Here is a 19,901-nt window from a genome sequence, read left to right as displayed (position 1 = left end):
AGGAATTATTAATTGGAGGGACGTTATCTTGCGTAAGATTTTTGAGATCTATATTTTAGATTGGCGGCGGGTGTTTCGTGCACCATTAGCATTGCTGCTTATTATCGCATTGGTTATTTTACCTTCCTTATACGCATGGTTTAATATCGCTGCTTTATGGGATCCGTATTCGAATACGAAGGGGATCAAAGTGGCTGTTACGGTGGAAGACAAAGGTTCGACCGTCCAAGTACCAGGGGAAAAAGAAAAAGCTATCAATGTCGGAAAAGAACTAAAAAATAATTTAAAGAAAAATAAAAAACTAGGCTGGACATTCGTCAGTGATAAGGAAGCCCAAAAAGGCGTGGAAAGCGGGAAATATTACGCTGCGATCCGTGTACCTAAGGATTTTTCCAAAGACATGGTTTCTGTTGTGACGGATGACGTGAAAAAGCCTACAATCGATTATACAGTAAATGAAAAAATCAATGCGATCGCGCCGAAAATGACATCGAGCGGGGCAAGTACGATCGTTTCCGAAGTCAGCAATGAGTTTATTGGGACGGTCAGCAAGGCCGTGCTCAAAGAGTTCAATACAGCCGGTATTGATCTGAAAAATGAACTGCCGACGCTAAGAAAATTGAAGACGAAGATTTTTGCTGCGAATGATGCACTGCCGGAAATCAGGCAAATGGGCAAAGAAGCGATCAACATCGAGAAAAAACTTCCGGAGATCAAATCAAAAGCAAAGCAAGTCGAAGAACTGGATAAACGTATCCCAGAAATAAACGATGCGGCAGGCAATATTCTATTGGTAGAAAAAAATCTACCGAAAATCGATGAACTGGGGCAAGACGTGCTAACATTGCAGAAAAAAATCCCAGAGATCAAAAAAATCGCAGCTGATGTGAAAGAAGTCAATAACAACTTCGGCGATATCAAAAAGACACTAAACAATGCAGTTTCTGAATCAGACCGTGCGCTGACGATCGTCAATCAAGCAATGGACGCGATCCCAAAAGTGGAAGCAATCGCGAAAGACGGTAATAAATATGTCGATAAAGTGGACGGATTCGTGACACAAATCGATAGCTCTTTTGATCAGATCGCACCAGCAGTCAAACAAAATCTTGTTTTGATGAAACAAATCTCAGATAATGTCAAAACGATTACTTCCGCCCTCAAAAGCGGAGCAATCGATCCGGATCAAGCAGTAGAACAGCTCAATCAGCTGGAAGCAGGAGTCGATCAGCTTCAGAAAACGGTCGAATCCCAAATCGATACACTGACTGGACTCAACGAATCCTTGCCAAACCATCCATTTGATCCGCTTATCGAAGCGCTCAAAACAGTCGATTCTAGACTGACGACACAAAAACAAACCATTGAGCAAGTAAAAACAGCGGTTGAAAATGGCAAAGAACCCGCAAAAGAATTATTAGATAGATTGGATAGTCAAGCTACAGAAGTCAGCAATAAATTAGGGCAAATCATCAAGGATTATGATTCTAAAATCGTGCCAGCACTTCAAAAAGATTTGAATGAAGTCAAAGGAACGCTTAAAAACAGTAAAGATCTACTGAAAAATGCCCAAAGTAAAATACCAGAAGTCAAAAGTATTTTAGCTGAAACGCAAAAAACACTCACTGACGGTCAAAAATATCTAAAAACATTCCAAAAACGATTGCCCGAAATCCAAAAAGCATTAAATGACGCAACCAAAGCAATCGATACCAAACTCGACACGATGATCGCTGACATCAATGAAGCAGCAGATTTTTACAAAAACAAATATCCAGCGATCAAGAAGAAAGTCCATACCGCGGCAAATTTTGTCAGAGATGATCTGCCAGGATATGAAAAAGAGATCCATCAAGCAGCGAAACTGATCAAAGATAAAATGCCTGATTTTGAAACAACGGTTACTAAACTAGCAGACCTGTCGCGTAATGAACTGCCTGAATTTGAAAAAGCAATCAAAAATGCGACCGGCAAGATCGATGATTTCGATAAAAAGTATAATTTACAAGATATCATCAAATTCTTGCGCAATGATGCAGATAAAGACAGTGAATTCCTAGCGAATCCGATTCACTTGAATGAAAACGACAAGTATCCGATCGCAAACTACGGTTCGGCAAGCTCTCCATTCTATACGGCGTTGTGTCTGTGGGTGGGCGGACTGCTGCTGATCTCGCTCTTGCGTGCCGATGTGGAAGCACCACTTGGTATTTACAAACATTATCATCGCTACTTCGGGAGATTATTTACCTTCCTGACGATTGGTCTGGCACAAGCATTGGTGGTAACGCTGGGAAATATCTTTATTTTGAAAGTCGATATCGCTGAGCCATTCTTGCTTATTGTGTTCAGCATGCTGATAAGCGTTGTCTTCCTCAGCATTGTCTACACGCTCGTGGCACTTTTCAATAATGTCGGTAAAGGACTGGCGATCATTATCTTGGTACTTCAGATCTCAGGAGCGGGAGGGAACTTCCCGATCCAAGTATCACCGCCATTCTTCCAAGCAATTTATCCATTCTTGCCATTTACCTATGCAGTCAATCTGCTGCGTGAGAGCGTGGGTGGTATCTATGCGCCGAATATGTGGAAAGATATCATCGTACTCGTCGGTTTTGGTGTATTGTTCATTTTAATTGGAACATTACTGAAAAAGCCGCTCGAAAAAGTAGTTCCGAAACTCGCGGAAAAAGTAAAACGAAGCAAATTGATACACTGATAAAACAATCACCAGCCGTTTGATAAGAGGGCTGGTGATTGTTTTTATTTTGGCTTATAATGAAAGCGAGAAGGGGATGGACTTATGGAAAAACAGTCGAAAGGATTATACAGCGAAAAAGTTTATTGGACGATCATTGAACGTATCCAAGCTGGACAATTGCAGGTAGGTGCAGCGCTGCGTGAAGAGCAGATCGCCAAAGAACTGGATATAAGCCGATCTCCGGTAAGAACCGCTGTGGCTCAGTTGGTTGCGGAGGAAATATTGGTAGCTACTGATCGCGGCGTTGCTGTAGGCGATATCCTCGTGACCCCGGCGCGCTACAAAATGCTGACCGAAGTAGCGGAGGCTTTTCTTGCCATTGTGATCCAAAAAGCACCTGCCGAAAATTACAACTGGTCGTTTTTGACTTTACATTCGATGGTTTTTCAGATGCGCTTGTTGGCAGCGGATGAGGATGAGGCAGAATTTATCCACGTTCTGCATCTTTTTCTCCTCGAATTGCTTCGTGTTTCAGAAAATAATTATTTTACTGCATATAGTAGGCGCAATTTTTTCCTGATCGAAAAATTTGGGGGACATCTGCCTACCTTTAATATGACAGATACACGCCTCTGGGTCGTCCACCAGCTTGACAGCCTCCTAAAACAGCTTTCTAGCGAGCAGACCGAAGCGGCTGTCCAAACCTTACGAAACTTATTTAGAGAGCTACAGGTGCAAGCTTACCGCATTTAAAAAAGCACTTGGGTTTCCCCAAGTGCTTTTCCTAGCGATCGTCCGAAGAATCGAATGGATTTGACGCTGTTTCTTCTTCTGAAAATGGATCGTCTTCAGACCAGCCTTCGCTATCAGCCACTACTCGCATTTGGCGTTCATCATAGAAAACAGCAAGTGCCATCAGCAAATAGGGAATGATGAAAAGCAACAGGCCAAGAAATGCCAGATAACCTAAGCCGGCGACCAAAAAGCCGATAATGATAAAGACGACTGGAAAATCGGAATAGCTATCCGAATAAACAACGCTGGCAGCTACACCGGTAGTGATACCAATAAATATCAACGCATATGGGATCAGTAACCAAGCACCGATCGATAAACTCAAGCCGAATAATTTCCCTTTGTAGCCAGCCATCATCTCTCTGCTGGCTGTGATCGCATCTAACGCGGAAATATTCGGATCATCGCGCAAGATGAAAAATGTCTGCGAGTAGCTGTACGATTTAATGATTCCCGGAACCAACAATAATAAGGACCATAAAAAAGTGAATAGGCAGATAAGCAGATATGCGGCCAACGTGCGTCCGAAGTCTTTGAAACCGCTGAATAAGTAACCAAGGTCCCGTTCTTCATTTCTACTGATCGCCAGCGCCAGCCAAATCAGACCAGTCACAAGCGGGCCACCACAGATCAAAACTGCCAGCCACCCGATCAGAGGAATCAAACTACCGACAAACGTAATCAAATAATAAATAACGGCAGCGGCAACCATGATCCCCCATTTCCCTTTAAGCGCCTGCCGAGCGGCGAGACGAATCTCTCGGTTTGAAAGCACAAATACCAACTCCTTCTTTTAGTGTAGCTTTATATCTAAAATACCATAAATGAAGCCGCTTGGAAAACGTTGGATGATTGGAAAGCATGAATTTGGGGAAAAAGAATTTTATAAACTGATGGAGGTGTGTTTCAATGGATGAAACAAGAAAAGAATTAGAAGAACGTTTGGTAGAACTTCGCAGCGAGTATCAAGAAGCACTATCGGATACCCGAAACTTAGAAGATCCGCAATTTCAAAATGGTTCTATTGATCCCAGCCAGGTCCGTTTGAATGCACTGCAAACAGAAATCAAACAAATCGAAAAGAAATTGAATGAGTTAGAAGAATAATTGTAGAGAGAAGAGGAGCGAGTGACCGTGCAACCTATTTTTGCAATCGGAGATGTACACGGAGAGCTGACATTATTAAAAGAAATGCTGACTAATTGGGACGCAGAAAATGAGCAGCTTGTTTTTGTTGGCGATCTGATCGACCGCGGTGAAGACCCTTCCGGTGTAGTGAAAGTGACAAAACAGCTCGTCGATACGCATAACGCCATCGTATTGCGAGGAAATCACGAACAAATGCTACTGGACTGGCTCCAAGATCCGGAAGAGAAAATGAATTATTATACTAGCCAAGGCGGGCTTAAAACGATTCAGTCATTTCTAGCAGATAAACTGACAAAAGAATTGACCCCGACAGAATTGGCCGATGCACTTTATCAGGAAGCTGGGGCGTATATTTCGTTCATTGCAGCGCTCCCCTTTTATTATGAAAAAGAAGATTACTTTTTTGTACATGCAGGCGTGGATCTCGACTTAGCCGACTGGCGTCAAACTCCGGACAAAGATCTTATTTGGATCAGAGAACCTTTTTTGTTTGGAGAGAATCATACAGATAAAACATTTGTATTTGGTCATACACCAGTTCAAAGCCTGCATGAGAACGGGAGTAGCGATATTTGGATCTCGGAAGATAAAACTAGGATCGACATCGATGGCGGCGCAGTTTTCGGTGGTGCTTTGCATGGCGTGGTATTAACAGATGCAGGGATCTCGGAAATATATACAGCTGAATCGCATAAGTAAGGAAGTGATTTTTTGAAGAAAGGTGCGGCGCGCTGTTCCTTATTGGTAGCTATGCTTGTTTTGTTGACAGCTTCCGTAAGTAGCAGTGCGATTTATTATAAAGCAAAAACAACCTCAAGTAAGAAAAAAACGATCATACCCACGGTCTTTATGCATGGTTATAAGGGAACGTTCAATTCCTTTGGACATATGCTCAATCGTTTAGGTTACGATTACCAAGATAACAACGCAGCGATGCGGATCCTTGTTTTGACATCTGGGAAATTAAAAGTAAGCGGTACGCTGTTGCCAGGAGATAAAGGCAACTCTGCCATTCAAGTTCTTTTCCAAGATAACCGAGCTAGTTTAGCAAAACAAACCGATTGGTTGCATAAAGTGATGCATTATCTACGGGTCAAACATAATGTGGAAAATGTCAATGTCGTTGGCCATTCAATGGGCGGCTTGGCGCTGCTTAGCTATTTAGAAGATACACCGGCAAAAAGCAAACGTTATCCAAAGATCCATAAATTTGTCGCGATCGCTTCACCTTTCGAAGGAATCGACAAAGCGGATTACTTTAAATTGCAAAAAGATCCAGCTGCGCATGATCTGAAAAAGGGTTCTGATGCCTTGCAAGCACTGGTGAAAAATAAAGATAAGATCCCGACTGACATCAAAATGTTGGCGATTGCCGGGAAACAGGGAAAAACGGATTCTGACGGATTAGTGAGAGTCGATAGTGTTTTCTTTGTTAAAAATATTTTTCCACGAATCAATTATCAGCAGCGTTTAGTAAAAGGAAATAATATTACCCACAGTGGCTTGCATGAAAACCTATATGTCGATCGGTATACGAGCCAGTTCTTGTGGAATTTGCCGGATGGCTTCCATCAAAATAATAAAAACAGTTTCCAAAACGGGCTGAAAAAAAGAAAATAAGTAGCTAAAAAAGCTGTCCAATGAAGGACAGCTTTTTTTATTAATAATAAGGTGCCATGAAAAGGTACACAATAACGCCGGTAAGGCTAACATAAAGCCAGATCGGCATTGTCCAGCGAACGATTTTTTTATGTTTGGTGATCTGGTTCGTCCAGCCCCATACGAGCGAGAATAATGCCAGTGGAACCACGACCGCAGCCAGAAAACTGTGCGTGATCAAAATAAAGAAATAAATCGGTCTAACGATTCCTGTTCCACCGAATGTATTGGTATCAGGGGATAGATAGTGGAATGTTAGATAAAAGACTAAGAAAAACAGTGTGGATACGAAAGCAGCTAAGATAAAGCCGCGGTGCATGTTGATATTTTTTTTGACGATAATAGCCCAAAGTGCGATCAACAGAAAGACAAACGTAAAGCTGTTAAAAATCGCATTCATACGCGGGAAGATCGTTAAGTCAAAATGTACTTTTCCTTGATAGCCGATCGGTGAAAAGAACAGTAGCAAGATGAAGACTACCGCTACAAAAGAGAAAATCATGATCGGCCAAAAATAATTTTTTTCCTGACTAGCGGGACGTACTTGTTTTTTGTTAGGTTGTTGCATAAAATAAGTTTCCTCCTTGAGTAGGTTCTACGGAATGATCAACGATTCTCAGCATGGTTGTAAGCCCCGTGCCAAACAGGACCGATGAAGCTGTTTAGTGCGAAACCGGATTGGATCGCAGCAGTGACGAATTTCTTCGCTTTAGCAACAGCATTTTCCACTGTTTCGCCTTTCGCAAGGCCAGCCGTGATCGCTGCTGCAAATGTACATCCAGCACCATGATTGTAAGAAGAAGCCACTTTTTCTACTTCATAGATCGTGAATTCTGAGCCATCATACAGTAAATCGATTGCTTTGTCAGATTCAAGGGCTTTTCCGCCTTTGATGACTACATATTTCGCGCCAAGTTCGTGGATTTTTTTCGCAGCTTCTTTCATATCATCTAGCGTCGTCAATTTTCCTAAGCCGGATAATTGTCCAGCTTCAAAAAGATTGGGCGTTGTGATGGTTGCGACAGGGAGCAAAAGATCACGAATCGCCTCGGCATTTTCGGGTTGGATAAGTTCATCTTCGCCTTTACATACCATGACCGGATCGATCACGACATTTTTCAATTGGAATTTGTCGATATATTCACGCGTAGCTTTGATAATATCCACAGATCCCAGCATACCTGTTTTCATGGCATCGACCGGACCACCGGAAAGGATCGTTTTTAATTGATCTCGTACTAATTCGGCATTGATCGGTGTCACGTTATGCGACCAGTTATTATCCGGGTCCATCGTTACGATCGTTGTCAGTGCGCTGAATCCGAATGTCCCGTATTCTTCAAATGTTTTTAAATCAGCTTGTAGTCCAGCACCACCGCTGGAATCGGAACCTGCTATTGTTAATGTTTTTTTGATTGTCATTGTGTATCAATCCTCCAGAAAATTAATGGTTATTTTTAAGCATTTCGTAAATCGCAGCTGCGACGCCATTTTCATCATTTGTTTTTGTTGTATATTTCGCAACTTTTTTGACATCCGCTTCTGCATTTCCCATTGCAACGGTATAGCCAGCCATTTTTAGCATCGAAATATCGTTATTATTATCGCCGATCGCAAATGTTTCTTCTAATGTGACGCCTCTTTTTTCTGCATAATATTGTAGCGAGATACCTTTTTGCGCTTCTGTATGTGTGATCTCGATATTTTCATGTCCTGAGGAGGAAACGGCAAGCAAATTGCTTTCCATCAAGCGTTTTTTCGCTTGAGCAAGTTTTGATTCATCGGCAGAGAAAGCAATGAATTTGAAAACATGCAGATCATCATTCGCAAAAATTTCTTCAGAATCATTTCTTTCATGGACATCTTTGGCTTCAAACCGTTCTTCGATTTTTTTAGAGATTTCATTGGAGCTTACTTCAGGATGCAATTTTTTTTGCATTTCAATCATAAAGGCTTTTCCGGTTGCTTTATTAGTGGTAATGGGCCCGATTTCTGTAAAGATTTCTGTATAAAGTCCGTGTTCAATCAAAATTTTATACGTTTTCCGTGCTAAATCTTTATCAATGGTATGCTGCAAAAGAACTTTGCCGTTTTCGTCGCGGATTTCCGCACCATTCATGCAAATCGCAGGAGCATGAAGGTTGGCACGTTTACTTAATTCCATCGCATCTTTATACATACGACCGGTACAAAGTACAAAATGAATCCCTTCTGCACGAGCAGTTTCAATTGCTTTGACGTTCTCTTCGGAAACCTCGATATCCGAATTAAGCAACGTCCCATCCATATCTGAAGCAATAATTTTTATCATTGTATTCCATTCCCTCCAATTTTCTTTACATGATTAGAATAGCATTTTTTGGCAGAAATTGCACTGACACGCCACTATTTTTAAAAATAAACAGCTGTTTTGAAATCGAAAATATATATTTATAGGAAAGAGTTCGCTATAATAATAGATGAAAATCGAATGGAGGAGGGAGCTACAATGAAAACCGAAAAAGAAAAGATGCTTGCCGGAGAAATGTATGACCCAAGCGCAGAAGAATTGGTTCACGGGAGACATCGAGCACGTAAATTTTGCCGCGAGATCAATGATACGCTCGATAAAAATATACGTACCAACGTTATCAAACGACTATTAGGCGGAACGAAAGAGAATGTCTATATCGAACCGAATTTCCATACAGATTATGGTGACAATATTTATGTCGGCGAGAATTTTTATGCTAATTTTGATTGTGTGATCTTAGATGTCTGCGAAGTCAACATCGGCGATAACTGCATGCTTGCTCCGGGTGTACATATTTATACAGCGACACACCCGCTTGATCCTGCGGAACGCAACAGCGGTTTAGAACTTGGACAGCCGGTCACGATCGGTGATAATGTCTGGATCGGCGGCCGTGCGGTCATTAATCCAGGTGTTACATTAGGAAATAATGTGGTTGTAGGCGCCGGGGCGGTCGTCACCAAAAGCTTTCCTGATAATGTAGTCTTAGCAGGGAATCCTGCACGCGTGATCAAACAAATCGAACAGAAAGGATTGTAAGCGTGGATATTTCAGAACAAACACTTTTCAAAAAAATGGAAATAGAACTGCAGCTAGCCAAAAATGCTTCCACAGCCAAAGATAGAGCGATGCATCTTCATGGCTTAGCAGTTTTGATCGAAGTGATTGAAGGAACTGCCAAAGATACGACTTCGGAGCAGATCATGTTGGAAAAAATGACTGGTGAAACTTCGCAGACTACGAGTACCGTTCCGCTTGACGGTAAAAAAATCGAACTGGATGACGGAGCAAATGGCGACTCGCTTTTGGATTTTTAGGAGGTAAACATGAAGAAAACATTGATTTGGGGCGTTATTTTCGCCGGTCTTGCTGTAGCATTAGGAGCTTTCGGCGCGCATGCCCTAAAACCGATCCTCGGAAGCTATCAGGCAACTTGGGAAACAGCGGTACATTATCAAATGTACCACGCGCTAGCACTGCTATTTATTGGACTATTAGGCGATCGAAAAGACCAACGTTTTTTAGCTACAGCAAGCTTGCTGTTTAGTTTGGGAATCGTTCTTTTCTCAGGAAGCTTATATGTGTTAGCAATCAGTCATATCAAGCTATTAGGTGCAATAACGCCACTTGGAGGAGTCTGTTTTATAGCAGCGTGGATATTGACGCTCTTAAACGTCATCAAACAAAAAAAATCTTTATTTTAAAGTAATTTAAAAACCGCGCCGTTCCGCAGTTTCTTGTATAATATTGCAAGAAAATGTATTTTGTAATATCTTTTTAATAAAAAAAATTACAAAATAGGTTTTAAAGAAAAAAAGCCGGGGTATCTATAAGCATAAGCAATGACATTCCATTACTTTTTCTCCCTTTTTAGTAATGTATTGTCTTTTCTTACCTTAAACTCCCTTTTTAAACCCTTAAATGGCTCTATATGAACCGTTCAAGGGTCTTTTTTTATGCGAAAATGAGCTTTGCCCCTAGTCTTGCCCCTAGTAATCGTTTTAGAATCCTTTGGCAGACTTATAGGCTTTATACTTGTCAATAGTATCCAGTTTTAACAAGTCATCAGCATGATTATAAACTTTAGTAATCTTAGAACCCTTTACATGTCCTATACGTTGTTGAATTGCTGTTTCACTTACTCCAGATTCATCAAGTCTTTTTACATGCGTATGTCTAAATGCGTGAGCGGGATGCTTATCGTGGTATGGAACTCCGGCTCCTATAATGGAAATACGGACAAGTTGTTCGCTATAATCTATTAAAGGAGTTTTTATGATGGAAAGAAAAAATTCAGCTACAAGATATTGCCAAGAATTTAGAGAATCGATGCTATCGCTTAATCAGACCGGTCGGTCTGCGAACGACCACTTTCTATTAATCGTATAATGGTACATTTATCCATTAAATTCTTCACTCCTGAACCTCCAATAAAAAGATAATGTTTCTTCTTATTGTGAGTTATTCGTGGTGCAGTTTTCAATCAGCACATCTATAAAAAGTGGTGTACTTTTAAACTAGCATAAACAATGAGGTAGTTCTACAATAGAAAAATATAGCGAATGTGGTTATGCTCGTTTTTTTTTGTAAATTAAGAATAAGGGGTTGTTTTTTATATCTTTTAGATGTATTATGATTGTATCTAAAAGATATATTTGCTAAAGTCATCGAATAGCAAAAATAGTATTAAAGGTGGAGAATGCCATGATGAACGAACTTTTTTTACTGGGCGAGCTGATGGAGGATCCTGCAAGCGGCTATGATTTGCGAAATGCCATGCAAGCTTCTTTGGGAAAGAAACGTAAAATAAGTTACGGTGTGATTTATCCGTTATTGGAAAAATTAAAAGAGCAAGGTTTTGTTACAATCGAAACTAATGCGCAGGGGCGAACAAAGAAATTGGCTTCCCTCACAGAAGCAGGGAAAAAGCGGTTTTATGAGTTAATGCAGCAAGATGTTCCTAGCGGAGCGCATCGGGATGATATTTACAAAATAAAACTTGATGTCATGCAACATCTACCGCTTGAACAGCAAAAAGAGTTGCTGAACCAATTTATGGAAGAACATCAGAATGCGATAGAAGAAGCGGAGTCTTGGATTCTCAAGCTTTCTAAAGAAGGTTCAGTGGATCATTGGTACGCAGGAAAAAAACTGGATCTTCGGCTTGCGGAAGCACAGGTAGCCAAAATTTGGGCGGAAAAATTTTTAAAAGAATTAGAAAACAGAAAGTAGGAGAACAAAAGTCTCTCCAGATTTTTTTTGATAAATGAATACATCTAAAAGATATATAGAAAGGTAAAATATAAAATGTCTAAACAAATTAAAATAGCCTTACTGATGGCAGCGAGTCTTTTTATGGAAATAATGGATGGCACGATTGTGATTACAGCGTTGCCTCAGATGGCAAAAGATTTTCAAACGAGTATTGCACAAATGTCCTTACTTGTCAGTGTCTATTTAGTAACGGTTGCAATTTTCCTTCCGTTAAGTGGATGGATAGCAAATTATTTTGGGAAAAAGCGTATCTGGTTATTTGCTGTACTGCTTTTCACTGTAAGTTCTTTAGGAAGTGCACTAGCAAAAGATTTCACCTTTTTATTAACGATGAGAATTATACAAGGGGTATCAGGTGCGTTAATGACGCCGACTGCACGTCTAATTGTTTTAGAAAAAACCCCGGCACGTGATCTTTTAAAAATGACGAGCTACTTTGTCTGGCCGGCATTGCTTGCTCCTGCGATTGCACCAGTTATCGGTGGCGCAATCGTAACCTATTTCACTTGGCACTGGATCTTTTTAATTAATATCCCGATTGGCATAGTAATCGTAATGATGGGGATTTCGATGATACCTAAAGATGTTGAGTTCATTCGCAATAAATTTGACTGGATAGGCTTTATTGAAATTGCAATTGCTTCTGTTCTATTAGTTGTTGGGGCTGAGTTTGCAACGCATTCAAGTGTGTCGCTCGTAACAGCTGGATTGATTTTTATAGCGGTTGGTCTGCTTCTAGGAGCTGTAATTTACAATCATTTAAATAAAGCAAAACAGCCATTGTTTTCGCTGAAGGCATTGAAAATAACTTCATTTCGTATCAGCCAAAGCAGCGGTGCGGTGCTTTGGTTGTCAGTTGGAGCAATGCCGTATTTGCTAACGTTATTTTTACAAAATAGATTTCATTGGTCTGCTGTCGTTGCGGGTACTTATGTCCTATTTATTTTCTTGGGAAATATTGCCATTAAGCCATTTACTACGCCAATTATTCGCACGCTTAAATATAAAGGTGCTTTGTTTGTTGCGTTTGGTCTGGTTTTACTTAGTTCCGTTGCGATGTCGTTTATTGGACAGGCGACTTATTCGGTCATTATTATGGCGCTTGCTTTTATTTCAGGTGTAGGACGTTCACTGGCATTAACAGCCTTTAATGGATTGAATTTATCAGAGATAGAACCGCAAGACCGGAATAGTGCTAACACATTAAATGCAATCGTTCAAACATTATCACAAGGACTGGGAATTGCATTTATTTCATTGATACTTCATCTTCTAGAAACGATTTTTGCTATAGATACTGCTTACAGTATCAGTTTTATCATTCTAGGTGTAGTCATGTTATTCCCAATTTGGGAAGTCATAAAAGTTCCAAATGATATCGGAAGCAAGACAATTGGAGGCAAGCAGTAAGCAGGCTAGGAAAAATTATAAGGCAAAATAAAGAAAAATCGCATGGAATCCATTTTTAAAATGGAGTTTCATGCGATTTTTTCATTATGTTTTTTTGAAAGACGATAAACATGCTGCGAGCATTTAATGAATTCCATCGCCAATCAGATACCAAGTAATCAGCGCGGTATTGACCACATAGCTTAAATCAAATTTGGTAAGTTCGACTGCCTTGTCGTTGAAACTTTCTTTGAGTGCTTGTTTTGTCAGTTGCTGAATGGGGACACCATTGATTTTAGCGTCTTCGTCTAAGCGGATCGATTCTCCGCCAACGACATAAATTTCCACATACATTTTCTTGCACCTCACTTCTTAAACGTGCTCTTGATTATTTCTCGAAAATCCTAACTGGTTGAGCTTGACGATCGTTTCTTGGGTAAATAATGGCAATGCTTGGATCTGTTCTAATTCGGTCGCATAAAGGAAAGAACCTAGATCTTGGAGCAATATTTGGTACGTTTCTGCATTGTTTTCATTTTCCTGTCGTAGCTGGAAGTTTTCTTGTTCTAGTTCTTTGTTTTTAGCAAGTAACTCTTGATATTTACGATCTAGTTCTTCTTTTTGAACGGCTAAGGAGGACAAGGAATAAATGCTCTTCAGTAAGTCATACACGTTGTTATCTTCGCCTTGTTGCTCGCTTAGAAGTTGCACATTGCTTTTCACGCCCGATAATAAGTCGACCAGATTCTTCTCTTTGTTTTTATTGAAGCTGATCTTTTCGCGCATCGAGGTGGCAGGTTCTGTACTGACCGCACGGCCGAAGATGTTGGTTTTTCCTTGTGCATTGGAACTTGCTTTTGGTTTTCGCTTCCTTCCCGGCTTGCTTTTCACGATATCTTCGAAGGTAATGAGCTCTTTTTTTAATTTATAATAGGTGTTCTGTAGCTGACTTGGTGTTTTCGGAAAGATGTGTAGATCGTTTAGACTCAGCATTTCAGAAACGTCCAGGACTTTCATGTCATGAGAGATTGCCAACTGATAGCAAGAGTAAAGCAGCTCTAATTCGATTTTCATCCAGCTCAAGTCAGAGTGGATATATTTTTCTATTCCACCTTTTTCTTCGACTTTTTTATAAAAATCAACGAGCTGTTCGTAGATTTCTACAGCACTATCAACATCTATGTTTTGTTTTTTAGCTTCATTTTTTATCGTTTTAATGGAATTTTCCGATTGAGAATCTGCTTGTTTTTTGATTTCAGCTAGTATATTTTTGATTTCTGTTTTAGGCATCTAATCACAAACCTCTCTTATGTTTTTATTAAACCCATTGCTGCTTGTCTATATAATAGCAATAACTGGCGTCAGTGTAAAGTAATCACAATGGTTCTAACGGGGCGCATGGTAAAAAAGCATTAGGTCACAAGTATCATTTTTCCTTTACAAAAAAAATAAAAATGCGAAAGCGCTTCTTATGAGGCGATTTTAGGGAAACTCATTTTTTTATTTTTTAAAAAACTATAGATTTTTTTTGAAATTGGTGTAAAATTTTATATTGCAGGTATAAAAATCTATTTTTTTGAAAAATGAAGGGGTGAAGGTGCGAAAACCAATACACATGGATGGATATATTTTTTCACTAATTAAAATTTTAGTTGTTTTAGGGGCGCTCGCAGGGATCTCCTACTTCTTGGTTAAAAAAAATAGGCAATCCGCTCGTTTACGCAAAAGCGAAAACGGCAAGATCTTGCTGCAAGACACGTTATATGTGTCGAATCAATTGAAAGTACTTCTTCTCGAAGTCGAAGGACAAAAGATGATGACAGTTATTTCCAATAATAACGTCCAAACAACACCGTTAACTAATAAAGCAAATACAGATGAAAAATTTTCGGAAATGTTATCGAAAGAGGAGCGTAAGGTAAATGTCTAAAGTGAGTTCTGGGACTGTTTTTAAATTCTCCTTTGTTTTTTCATTTGTATTTTTATTACTCGTTTGCTATCCGTTGCGTTATGCAGAAGCGGCTGGATTTCTAAATGATTTTTCAATAAACGGAACGAGTGGCGTCAACTCGAATGTCAGCTTGTTCTTGATTGTTACTTTGTTATCACTTTCGGCATCGATCGTTTTGATGTTTACTCATTTTACTTACTGCATCATCGTTTTAGGTTTGACGAGACAGGGGCTTGGCGCGACTAACTTGCCGCCTAATCAGGTTCTCGTGGGATTAGCACTTTTTTTAGCTATTTTTATGATGCAGCCTGTTGCGAATGAATGGTATCAAGATGTGTGGAAGCCGGGGCAAAAGGAAGAGTGGAAGGCCTCGAAAGTATGGAAAGAGACGCAGCCGATCTTAACGACGTATATTGCTAAAAATACATATCGGCATGACATAAACATGATGCTCAAGGCAGAGGGCAAAAAAGCGGTGGCGAAAAAAGAAGATGCTTCGCTAATGGCATTGATGCCGGCATTTATTCTGACGCAGATCACGCAAGGATTTTTGACCGGAATGTTTATCTATCTGGCCTTTGTCTTTATTGATCTGGTCGTAAGTACGCTCTTGATGTATTTAGGGATGATGATGGTGCCGCCAATGACGATCAGTTTGCCTTTTAAGATCCTCGTTTTTATTTTTATCGGCGGGTACGGCTTGATAACGAATATGATGTTTCAGACAATTCACTTTTAGAGGGAGAATGCAATGAATTTAACGCCAGTCATGGAAGTGTTCCAAAAGTTCTTTTACAGCGGTTTGACGATCATCTTACCAGTTTCGATCGTCTGTCTTGTCGTCGTGATCTTAGTTGCGATCATTATGGCGATGATGCAGATTCAAGATCAATCGCTGACATTTTTACCGAAAATCATTGCGTTTGTGGTGGCGCTGTTTATTCTTGGCCCTTGGATGTTTGGACATATGACGGATCTCATCGTCAGTATCTTTGCTAAAATACCCACTATGATTCAGGTGTAAACATGGAATTTCAGTTTTTATTGGCAACCGTTATTGCATTTAGCCGGATCGCAAGTTTTATTTATTTTTTTCCTTTATTAAAAAGTACCGCAATTCCTAACAGCGTGAAGGTTATTTTCGGATTGGCGCTTTCTTTTCCGGTAGCAGGAATGGTGAAAGTCGGCAATATCCACACGCTGACAGATTTATTGATCCGTGTTTCTGCGGAGGTCGTTTTCGGACTTGCTTTAGCGAAATTGATCGAAATGATCGCGCTGGTTCCTAAAATGGCGGGCTTTATGATCGATTATGATCTAGGATTTTCGCAAGTCAATTTGATTGATCCATCTTATGGCACACAAAACTCGATTACAGCTGCCATTTTAGATACATTTTTTGTGATTGTTTTTCTTTCTTTACAGGGGCTGGATTACCTGATGTTTTACTTACTTAAATCCTTCCAGTTTACTGCCTCGATCCAGATATTGTTTGAGCAAGGCTTTATCCGCCTGCTGATCGCCACGCTTGCTTTTGCGCTTACTTCAGCGGTCTCGCTCGCGCTACCGATCATGGGAAGCATTTTTATCGTCAACATCATTTTAGCGTTTATTTCTAAAAGTGCACCGCAAATCAATATTTTCATGAATGCGTTTATGGTCAAGATCACGCTGGGGATTTTTATTCTGGCATGTGCGGTTCCGGTCATCAGTACGGTGTTTCGACATCTGACAAATGATATGATCCAGCATTATATCTCATTTTTTGATAGTTTACTCAAGAACTAGGGGAGGCGTTGTAGATGGCGAAGGATAATAAAACCGAAAAACCAACGCCTCGCCGTATCAAAAAGGCCAGAGAGGAAGGCAATGTTGCGAAGAGCAAAGAGCTGAATAATGCGTTTTCGCTATTGATCGTTGCGGGGATGATTTTCTTTTTTGGCAAGTGGTGGATCGGCAACATGGTCGCTGCATTCAAAGCACTCTTGGAACAGCCGCCAACTCTCGGCAATGCTTCCAGCTATTCCTTATTTTTCATTTTGCAGTTTGGGAAAGTATTGCTGCCTGTGATGGTGATGGTCTTAGTGATCGGGATCTTGAATTACGCGGTCCAGGTTGGTTTCTTGTTTTCTGCGAAGTCGATCAAACCGCAGTTCAAACGACTCAATCCGGCTAATTACTTCAAGCGGGTCTTCAGCGTAAAAGGAATCGTGGAAGTGGTCAAGGCACTCCTCTTGATAACATTGCTTTCGGCGGTTGCCTATAAAGGTTTCCAAAGTCATTTGCAGACGTTGATCAGCTTTACCGGTCAAAATTGGCTTTACTCGCTTCGGCAGATTTTGCAGTTATTCAAAAATGAGTTTTTAGCACTTTTTCTAATTATTGTCGTGATCGGGCTGCTCGATTTTCTGTATCAGCGCTATGAATATAAAAAAGGGCTGCGGATGTCGAAGCAGGATATCAAAGAAGAAATGAAAGATTCAGAGGGTCGTCCGGAAGTGAAGCAGCGGCAGCGGAGTATTGCTAGAGGACTGCTACAGGGGGCGATCACCAAGAAAATGCTGGATGCGACTTTTGTCGTCAACAACCCGACACACATTTCCGTCGTGATGCGCTATGACAAAGGAAAGGATCATGCGCCGAAGCTGCTTGCTAAGGGAGAAGATGAGCTGGCTTTGTTCATTCGGCAAATCGCAGAAACGGACGGGATCCCGATGATCACGAACAGACAAGTAGCGCGGATGATCTATTATTCGACGAACGAAGAAGAATACATCCAAGAAGATCTGTACGCTGCGGTGATCGAAATAATGAAAGAACTGATGGATAAAGAGCAACTCTCGTTTTGAGAAATAGGCTTGAGAGAAAGAGGATTACTGAATGGGAAATTTAGGGACATTGAAGAAATATTTTGCCATATTAGTTGCGGTATCGTTTGTGATCGCGCTTATCCTACCATTGCCACCAATTGTGATCGACCTTGTTTTGGTCACGATTTTGGCAGTGGCTGTTTTGGTATATATGAGAGCTACAACGATCAGAGACTGGGCGGAATTAAAATCTTTCCCGACATTACTGTTACTAATGGGGATATTTCGTGTTTCTATCAATATTTCAACAACAAGGGCGATCTTAACAACTGGCGATCCGGGACAAGTCATCAAGCAGTTTGGGAACTTCGTGATCGGTAATAATTTCGTGGTCGGAATCGTTATCTTTATCATTTTGATCGTTTTCCAATTTATCGTGGCGAATGGTTCCTCCCGTACTGCAGAAGTGGCGGCGCGTTTTACCTTAGATGCGCTTCCGGGGAAACAAATGGCGATCGATGCGGATCTCAATCAGCGGCTGATCACGGAAGTGGAGGCAAGGCAGAAGCGTTCGGATCTCAATATGCAGACGGAATTTTACGGTGCGATGGATGGTGCCGGTAAATTTGTAAAGGGCGATGTGCTGTTTACAGTTTTGCTGGCGGTTGTCAATATCGTCTTCGGTCTGATTGTCGGTATGGTCCAAGGAAATCTCTCTTTCGGCGATGCGGTAGTGAAATATACAGAGCTTACGATCGGGGATGGAATCGTCAGCCAGATTGGTTCGCTTTTAATGGCGATGTCAACGGGTGTGATCGTAACGCGAGTATTTGACGGCGAAGAGGATAACGTTGCGGTCGGCATTTTCAAAGAATTGATGCAGAACGCGATCGTGGTTTACACGCTGGCGGCAATGTTTGTTCTCATGGGGATATTTAGCCCGCTGCCGACATTCCCGTTCTTACTGATCGGTGGAGCGCTTGGCGTACTTGGCTTCCGCACACAATCAGCATTGAGCAAGAAAAAGCGGTTGGAAGCAGATATGGAAATGGCACAGCTAAAAGCCGAATCCAAAGCAGCCGAAGAAGAACAGAATCAAGCATTCGGTGCTGCGCAGGAAAAATATCCAGTCGTAGTAGAACTTGGATTGAATATTGCTGCATTGGTCAAACAAAAAATCAATGGCGAAACGGCGAAAGATAAGGTTATCCTGATGCGGAAGTCGATCATGCAGGATCTTGGAATCGGCGTCCCCGGCATCAATTTTAAAGATAATACCAGTTATCGGCCGCGCGGTAAATATGTGATCAAGATCAAAGGCGTGCCGATTGCGGAAGGGATTTTAAAAGCGGGACATTTACTTGCTCTTAAAACTCCAGGTGTGATGGTCGACCTCAACGCAGAACCGACGAAAGATCCGATTTTCGGTGAAGACGGTTACTGGATCTTGCCAGGAGAACTGGAAGATGCACAGCTCAAAAACTACCAAGTACTTGAGCCGCTCAGTATCCTTATCACTCATTTAGACGTTGCACTACGCAAAAATCTGCATGAGCTCCTGATGCGTCAGCAAATCAAAGAGCTGATCGATGGTTTGGCAGATGATAATCAGATCCTCATTGATGAGATCAAGAAAAAGGAAATCGATTATTCCCTTATCCAAGGCGTATTGAAACAATTATTAAAAGAAGGCATTTCCGTCCGCGATCTGCCGACTATCATCGAAGGGATTATCGACGGTCAGACCATTTATCCAAATGATTTAGATGGAATCACTTCTTTCGTTCGCGAACGGATCTCGAAAGTCATCTGCGAGCAGGCGAAGAATCAGGACGGCAAAATATACGCTTTGCTACTGCAAGACTCGATCGAACTCGATACCGAGATCGTCACCACTCCCTATTACGGTTACGCGCTCAATTGGGAGCTGGAAAAAGAGATCCCTGTTATGCAGAAAATCAAAGAAACGATCCAAAAAGCACAACTTACTGGCCGCGAACCAGTTGTTCTCACAAGACGAAAAGACTTTCGCTTCGGCTTTGTCCGTGTTTTGGAAAGATATCAGATCGATATCCCGGTACTCGCGATCAGCGAGCTTTCCCCAGAAACGGAAGTAGAACAAATTGCACTGATTGATGGTGCGCAAGGTGGTGGATAAAA

At 41.1% G+C, this 19,901-nt stretch carries 23 protein-coding genes; 16 read left to right on the top strand and 7 right to left on the bottom strand.

Annotated features, from left to right (window positions below):
• The first annotated feature begins 28 nt into the window (after positions 1–28).
• Together EL241_RS10185 and EL241_RS10180 are read left to right on the top strand one after the other, a co-directional pair.
• Positions 29–2,719 carry a YhgE/Pip domain-containing protein gene (locus tag EL241_RS10185; RefSeq protein WP_170166160.1) on the top strand — a complete coding sequence of 897 codons (2,691 nt, stop codon included), beginning with the start codon at positions 29–31 and terminating at the stop codon, positions 2,717–2,719.
• Between the two features lie 84 nt (positions 2,720–2,803).
• Positions 2,804–3,454, top strand: a complete 651-nt coding sequence (locus tag EL241_RS10180) for a GntR family transcriptional regulator (RefSeq protein WP_052009111.1) — start codon at positions 2,804–2,806, stop codon at positions 3,452–3,454.
• Positions 3,455–3,485: 31 nt separating this feature from the next.
• Here the strand turns inward: EL241_RS10180 and EL241_RS10175 are convergent, their stop codons facing one another.
• On the bottom strand, positions 3,486–4,271 hold the full coding sequence (locus EL241_RS10175; RefSeq protein ID WP_052009112.1) for a DUF975 family protein: 786 nt from the start codon (positions 4,269–4,271) through the stop codon (positions 3,486–3,488).
• Between the two features lie 134 nt (positions 4,272–4,405).
• On the opposite strand from EL241_RS10175, the gene EL241_RS10170 reads away from it, so the two are divergent.
• From EL241_RS10170 to EL241_RS10160, 3 genes are read left to right on the top strand one after another with little or no spacing between them, the layout of a single operon-like run.
• Entirely contained in the window at positions 4,406–4,603 is a 198-nt protein-coding gene (locus EL241_RS10170; protein WP_003754613.1) for an Lmo0654 family protein, read from the top strand.
• A 27-nt stretch (positions 4,604–4,630) separates the two neighbouring features.
• Positions 4,631–5,344 (top strand): metallophosphoesterase family protein, encoded by a 714-nt coding sequence (locus tag EL241_RS10165; RefSeq protein WP_036104988.1) that lies wholly within the window; start codon positions 4,631–4,633, stop codon positions 5,342–5,344.
• Positions 5,345–5,356: 12 nt separating this feature from the next.
• On the top strand, positions 5,357–6,265 hold the full coding sequence (locus EL241_RS10160; protein ID WP_126320555.1) for an alpha/beta fold hydrolase: 909 nt from the start codon (positions 5,357–5,359) through the stop codon (positions 6,263–6,265).
• A gap of 40 nt (positions 6,266–6,305) precedes the next feature.
• Here EL241_RS10160 and EL241_RS10155 read toward each other — a convergent pair whose 3' ends face one another.
• The 3 genes from EL241_RS10155 to EL241_RS10145 are packed head-to-tail and all read right to left on the bottom strand — an operon-like array spanning position 6,306 to position 8,615.
• A complete protein-coding gene (locus EL241_RS10155) occupies positions 6,306–6,872 on the bottom strand; it encodes a DUF420 domain-containing protein (RefSeq protein ID WP_036104991.1) in 567 nt (188 codons plus the stop codon).
• 38 nt (positions 6,873–6,910) lie between these two features.
• A complete protein-coding gene (gene pdxK / locus EL241_RS10150) occupies positions 6,911–7,726 on the bottom strand; it encodes a pyridoxine/pyridoxal/pyridoxamine kinase (protein WP_036104994.1) in 816 nt (271 codons plus the stop codon).
• Positions 7,727–7,748: 22 nt separating this feature from the next.
• Positions 7,749–8,615, bottom strand: a complete 867-nt coding sequence (locus EL241_RS10145) for a Cof-type HAD-IIB family hydrolase (protein WP_126320554.1) — start codon at positions 8,613–8,615, stop codon at positions 7,749–7,751.
• 177 nt (positions 8,616–8,792) lie between these two features.
• On the opposite strand from EL241_RS10145, the gene EL241_RS10140 reads away from it, so the two are divergent.
• From EL241_RS10140 to EL241_RS10130, 3 genes are read left to right on the top strand one after another with little or no spacing between them, the layout of a single operon-like run.
• Complete coding sequence (locus EL241_RS10140; RefSeq protein ID WP_036104997.1) at positions 8,793–9,356, top strand: maltose acetyltransferase domain-containing protein; 564 nt, start codon at positions 8,793–8,795, stop codon at positions 9,354–9,356.
• Between the two features lie 2 nt (positions 9,357–9,358).
• Positions 9,359–9,634, top strand: coding sequence for a YwdI family protein (locus EL241_RS10135; protein WP_036105000.1), 276 nt, complete (start codon positions 9,359–9,361; stop codon positions 9,632–9,634).
• A 9-nt stretch (positions 9,635–9,643) separates the two neighbouring features.
• Complete coding sequence (locus EL241_RS10130) at positions 9,644–10,021, top strand: DUF423 domain-containing protein (RefSeq protein ID WP_126320553.1); 378 nt, start codon at positions 9,644–9,646, stop codon at positions 10,019–10,021.
• A 297-nt stretch (positions 10,022–10,318) separates the two neighbouring features.
• Here EL241_RS10130 and EL241_RS13950 read toward each other — a convergent pair whose 3' ends face one another.
• Positions 10,319–10,543: a tyrosine-type recombinase/integrase gene (locus tag EL241_RS13950; protein ID WP_382311162.1), complete on the bottom strand. Its 225-nt coding sequence runs from the start codon at positions 10,541–10,543 to the stop codon at positions 10,319–10,321.
• Between the two features lie 478 nt (positions 10,544–11,021).
• On the opposite strand from EL241_RS13950, the gene EL241_RS10120 reads away from it, so the two are divergent.
• On the top strand, positions 11,022–11,549 hold the full coding sequence (locus tag EL241_RS10120; RefSeq protein WP_126320552.1) for a PadR family transcriptional regulator: 528 nt from the start codon (positions 11,022–11,024) through the stop codon (positions 11,547–11,549).
• A 75-nt stretch (positions 11,550–11,624) separates the two neighbouring features.
• The gene (locus EL241_RS10115; protein ID WP_126320551.1) at positions 11,625–13,001 is read left to right on the top strand and encodes an MFS transporter; all 1,377 of its coding nucleotides are present in this window, start codon (positions 11,625–11,627) and stop codon (positions 12,999–13,001) included.
• Between the two features lie 123 nt (positions 13,002–13,124).
• Here EL241_RS10115 and EL241_RS10110 read toward each other — a convergent pair whose 3' ends face one another.
• Together EL241_RS10110 and EL241_RS10105 are read right to left on the bottom strand one after the other, a co-directional pair.
• Positions 13,125–13,334, bottom strand: coding sequence for a lmo0673 family protein (locus EL241_RS10110; RefSeq protein ID WP_003754640.1), 210 nt, complete (start codon positions 13,332–13,334; stop codon positions 13,125–13,127).
• An 18-nt stretch (positions 13,335–13,352) separates the two neighbouring features.
• A complete protein-coding gene (locus tag EL241_RS10105; RefSeq protein ID WP_036105008.1) occupies positions 13,353–14,270 on the bottom strand; it encodes a DNA-binding domain-containing protein in 918 nt (305 codons plus the stop codon).
• Positions 14,271–14,595: 325 nt separating this feature from the next.
• Between EL241_RS10105 and EL241_RS10100 the strand changes: the two genes are divergently transcribed.
• The 6 genes from EL241_RS10100 to EL241_RS10075 are packed head-to-tail and all read left to right on the top strand — an operon-like array spanning position 14,596 to position 19,899.
• Complete coding sequence (locus EL241_RS10100) at positions 14,596–14,910, top strand: flagellar motor switch protein FliN (protein ID WP_036105010.1); 315 nt, start codon at positions 14,596–14,598, stop codon at positions 14,908–14,910.
• Positions 14,903–15,670: a flagellar type III secretion system pore protein FliP gene (locus EL241_RS10095; protein WP_003754646.1), complete on the top strand. Its 768-nt coding sequence runs from the start codon at positions 14,903–14,905 to the stop codon at positions 15,668–15,670. Before EL241_RS10100 ends, EL241_RS10095 begins: the two co-directional genes overlap by 8 nt.
• Positions 15,671–15,682: 12 nt before the next feature.
• Positions 15,683–15,955 carry a flagellar biosynthetic protein FliQ gene (locus tag EL241_RS10090; protein WP_003754647.1) on the top strand — a complete coding sequence of 91 codons (273 nt, stop codon included), beginning with the start codon at positions 15,683–15,685 and terminating at the stop codon, positions 15,953–15,955.
• A gap of 2 nt (positions 15,956–15,957) precedes the next feature.
• On the top strand, positions 15,958–16,719 hold the full coding sequence (locus EL241_RS10085; RefSeq protein ID WP_003754650.1) for a flagellar biosynthetic protein FliR: 762 nt from the start codon (positions 15,958–15,960) through the stop codon (positions 16,717–16,719).
• A gap of 14 nt (positions 16,720–16,733) precedes the next feature.
• Positions 16,734–17,780, top strand: coding sequence for a flagellar type III secretion system protein FlhB (gene flhB / locus EL241_RS10080; protein WP_036105015.1), 1,047 nt, complete (start codon positions 16,734–16,736; stop codon positions 17,778–17,780).
• A gap of 31 nt (positions 17,781–17,811) precedes the next feature.
• On the top strand, positions 17,812–19,899 hold the full coding sequence (locus EL241_RS10075) for an FHIPEP family type III secretion protein (protein WP_036105017.1): 2,088 nt from the start codon (positions 17,812–17,814) through the stop codon (positions 19,897–19,899).
• Positions 19,900–19,901 lie beyond the last annotated feature (2 nt).

Origin of the sequence: Listeria grayi (assembly GCF_900638015.1) — a bacterium.
GTDB classification, from domain to species: domain Bacteria; phylum Bacillota; class Bacilli; order Lactobacillales; family Listeriaceae; genus Listeria; species Listeria grayi.
This window is presented reverse-complemented; position numbering and strand designations above follow the sequence as displayed.

What these genes read in the sequence shown, in the direction of transcription:
- EL241_RS10180 (WP_052009111.1), top strand. Translation starts at nt 2,804, where the DNA reads ATGGAAAAACAGTCGAAAGGATTATACAGCGAAAAAGTTTATTGGACG.
- EL241_RS10170 (WP_003754613.1), top strand. Translation starts at nt 4,406, where the DNA reads ATGGATGAAACAAGAAAAGAATTAGAAGAACGTTTGGTAGAACTTCGC.
- EL241_RS10155 (WP_036104991.1), bottom strand. Translation starts at nt 6,872, where the DNA reads ATGCAACAACCTAACAAAAAACAAGTACGTCCCGCTAGTCAGGAAAAA.
- pdxK (WP_036104994.1), bottom strand. Translation starts at nt 7,726, where the DNA reads ATGACAATCAAAAAAACATTAACAATAGCAGGTTCCGATTCCAGCGGT.
- EL241_RS10145 (WP_126320554.1), bottom strand. Translation starts at nt 8,615, where the DNA reads ATGATAAAAATTATTGCTTCAGATATGGATGGGACGTTGCTTAATTCG.
- EL241_RS10140 (WP_036104997.1), top strand. Translation starts at nt 8,793, where the DNA reads ATGAAAACCGAAAAAGAAAAGATGCTTGCCGGAGAAATGTATGACCCA.
- EL241_RS10130 (WP_126320553.1), top strand. Translation starts at nt 9,644, where the DNA reads ATGAAGAAAACATTGATTTGGGGCGTTATTTTCGCCGGTCTTGCTGTA.
- EL241_RS10120 (WP_126320552.1), top strand. Translation starts at nt 11,022, where the DNA reads ATGATGAACGAACTTTTTTTACTGGGCGAGCTGATGGAGGATCCTGCA.
- EL241_RS10115 (WP_126320551.1), top strand. Translation starts at nt 11,625, where the DNA reads ATGTCTAAACAAATTAAAATAGCCTTACTGATGGCAGCGAGTCTTTTT.
- EL241_RS10110 (WP_003754640.1), bottom strand. Translation starts at nt 13,334, where the DNA reads ATGTATGTGGAAATTTATGTCGTTGGCGGAGAATCGATCCGCTTAGAC.
- EL241_RS10105 (WP_036105008.1), bottom strand. Translation starts at nt 14,270, where the DNA reads ATGCCTAAAACAGAAATCAAAAATATACTAGCTGAAATCAAAAAACAA.
- EL241_RS10100 (WP_036105010.1), top strand. Translation starts at nt 14,596, where the DNA reads ATGGATGGATATATTTTTTCACTAATTAAAATTTTAGTTGTTTTAGGG.
- EL241_RS10095 (WP_003754646.1), top strand. Translation starts at nt 14,903, where the DNA reads ATGTCTAAAGTGAGTTCTGGGACTGTTTTTAAATTCTCCTTTGTTTTT.
- EL241_RS10090 (WP_003754647.1), top strand. Translation starts at nt 15,683, where the DNA reads ATGAATTTAACGCCAGTCATGGAAGTGTTCCAAAAGTTCTTTTACAGC.
- EL241_RS10085 (WP_003754650.1), top strand. Translation starts at nt 15,958, where the DNA reads ATGGAATTTCAGTTTTTATTGGCAACCGTTATTGCATTTAGCCGGATC.
- flhB (WP_036105015.1), top strand. Translation starts at nt 16,734, where the DNA reads ATGGCGAAGGATAATAAAACCGAAAAACCAACGCCTCGCCGTATCAAA.
- EL241_RS10075 (WP_036105017.1), top strand. Translation starts at nt 17,812, where the DNA reads ATGGGAAATTTAGGGACATTGAAGAAATATTTTGCCATATTAGTTGCG.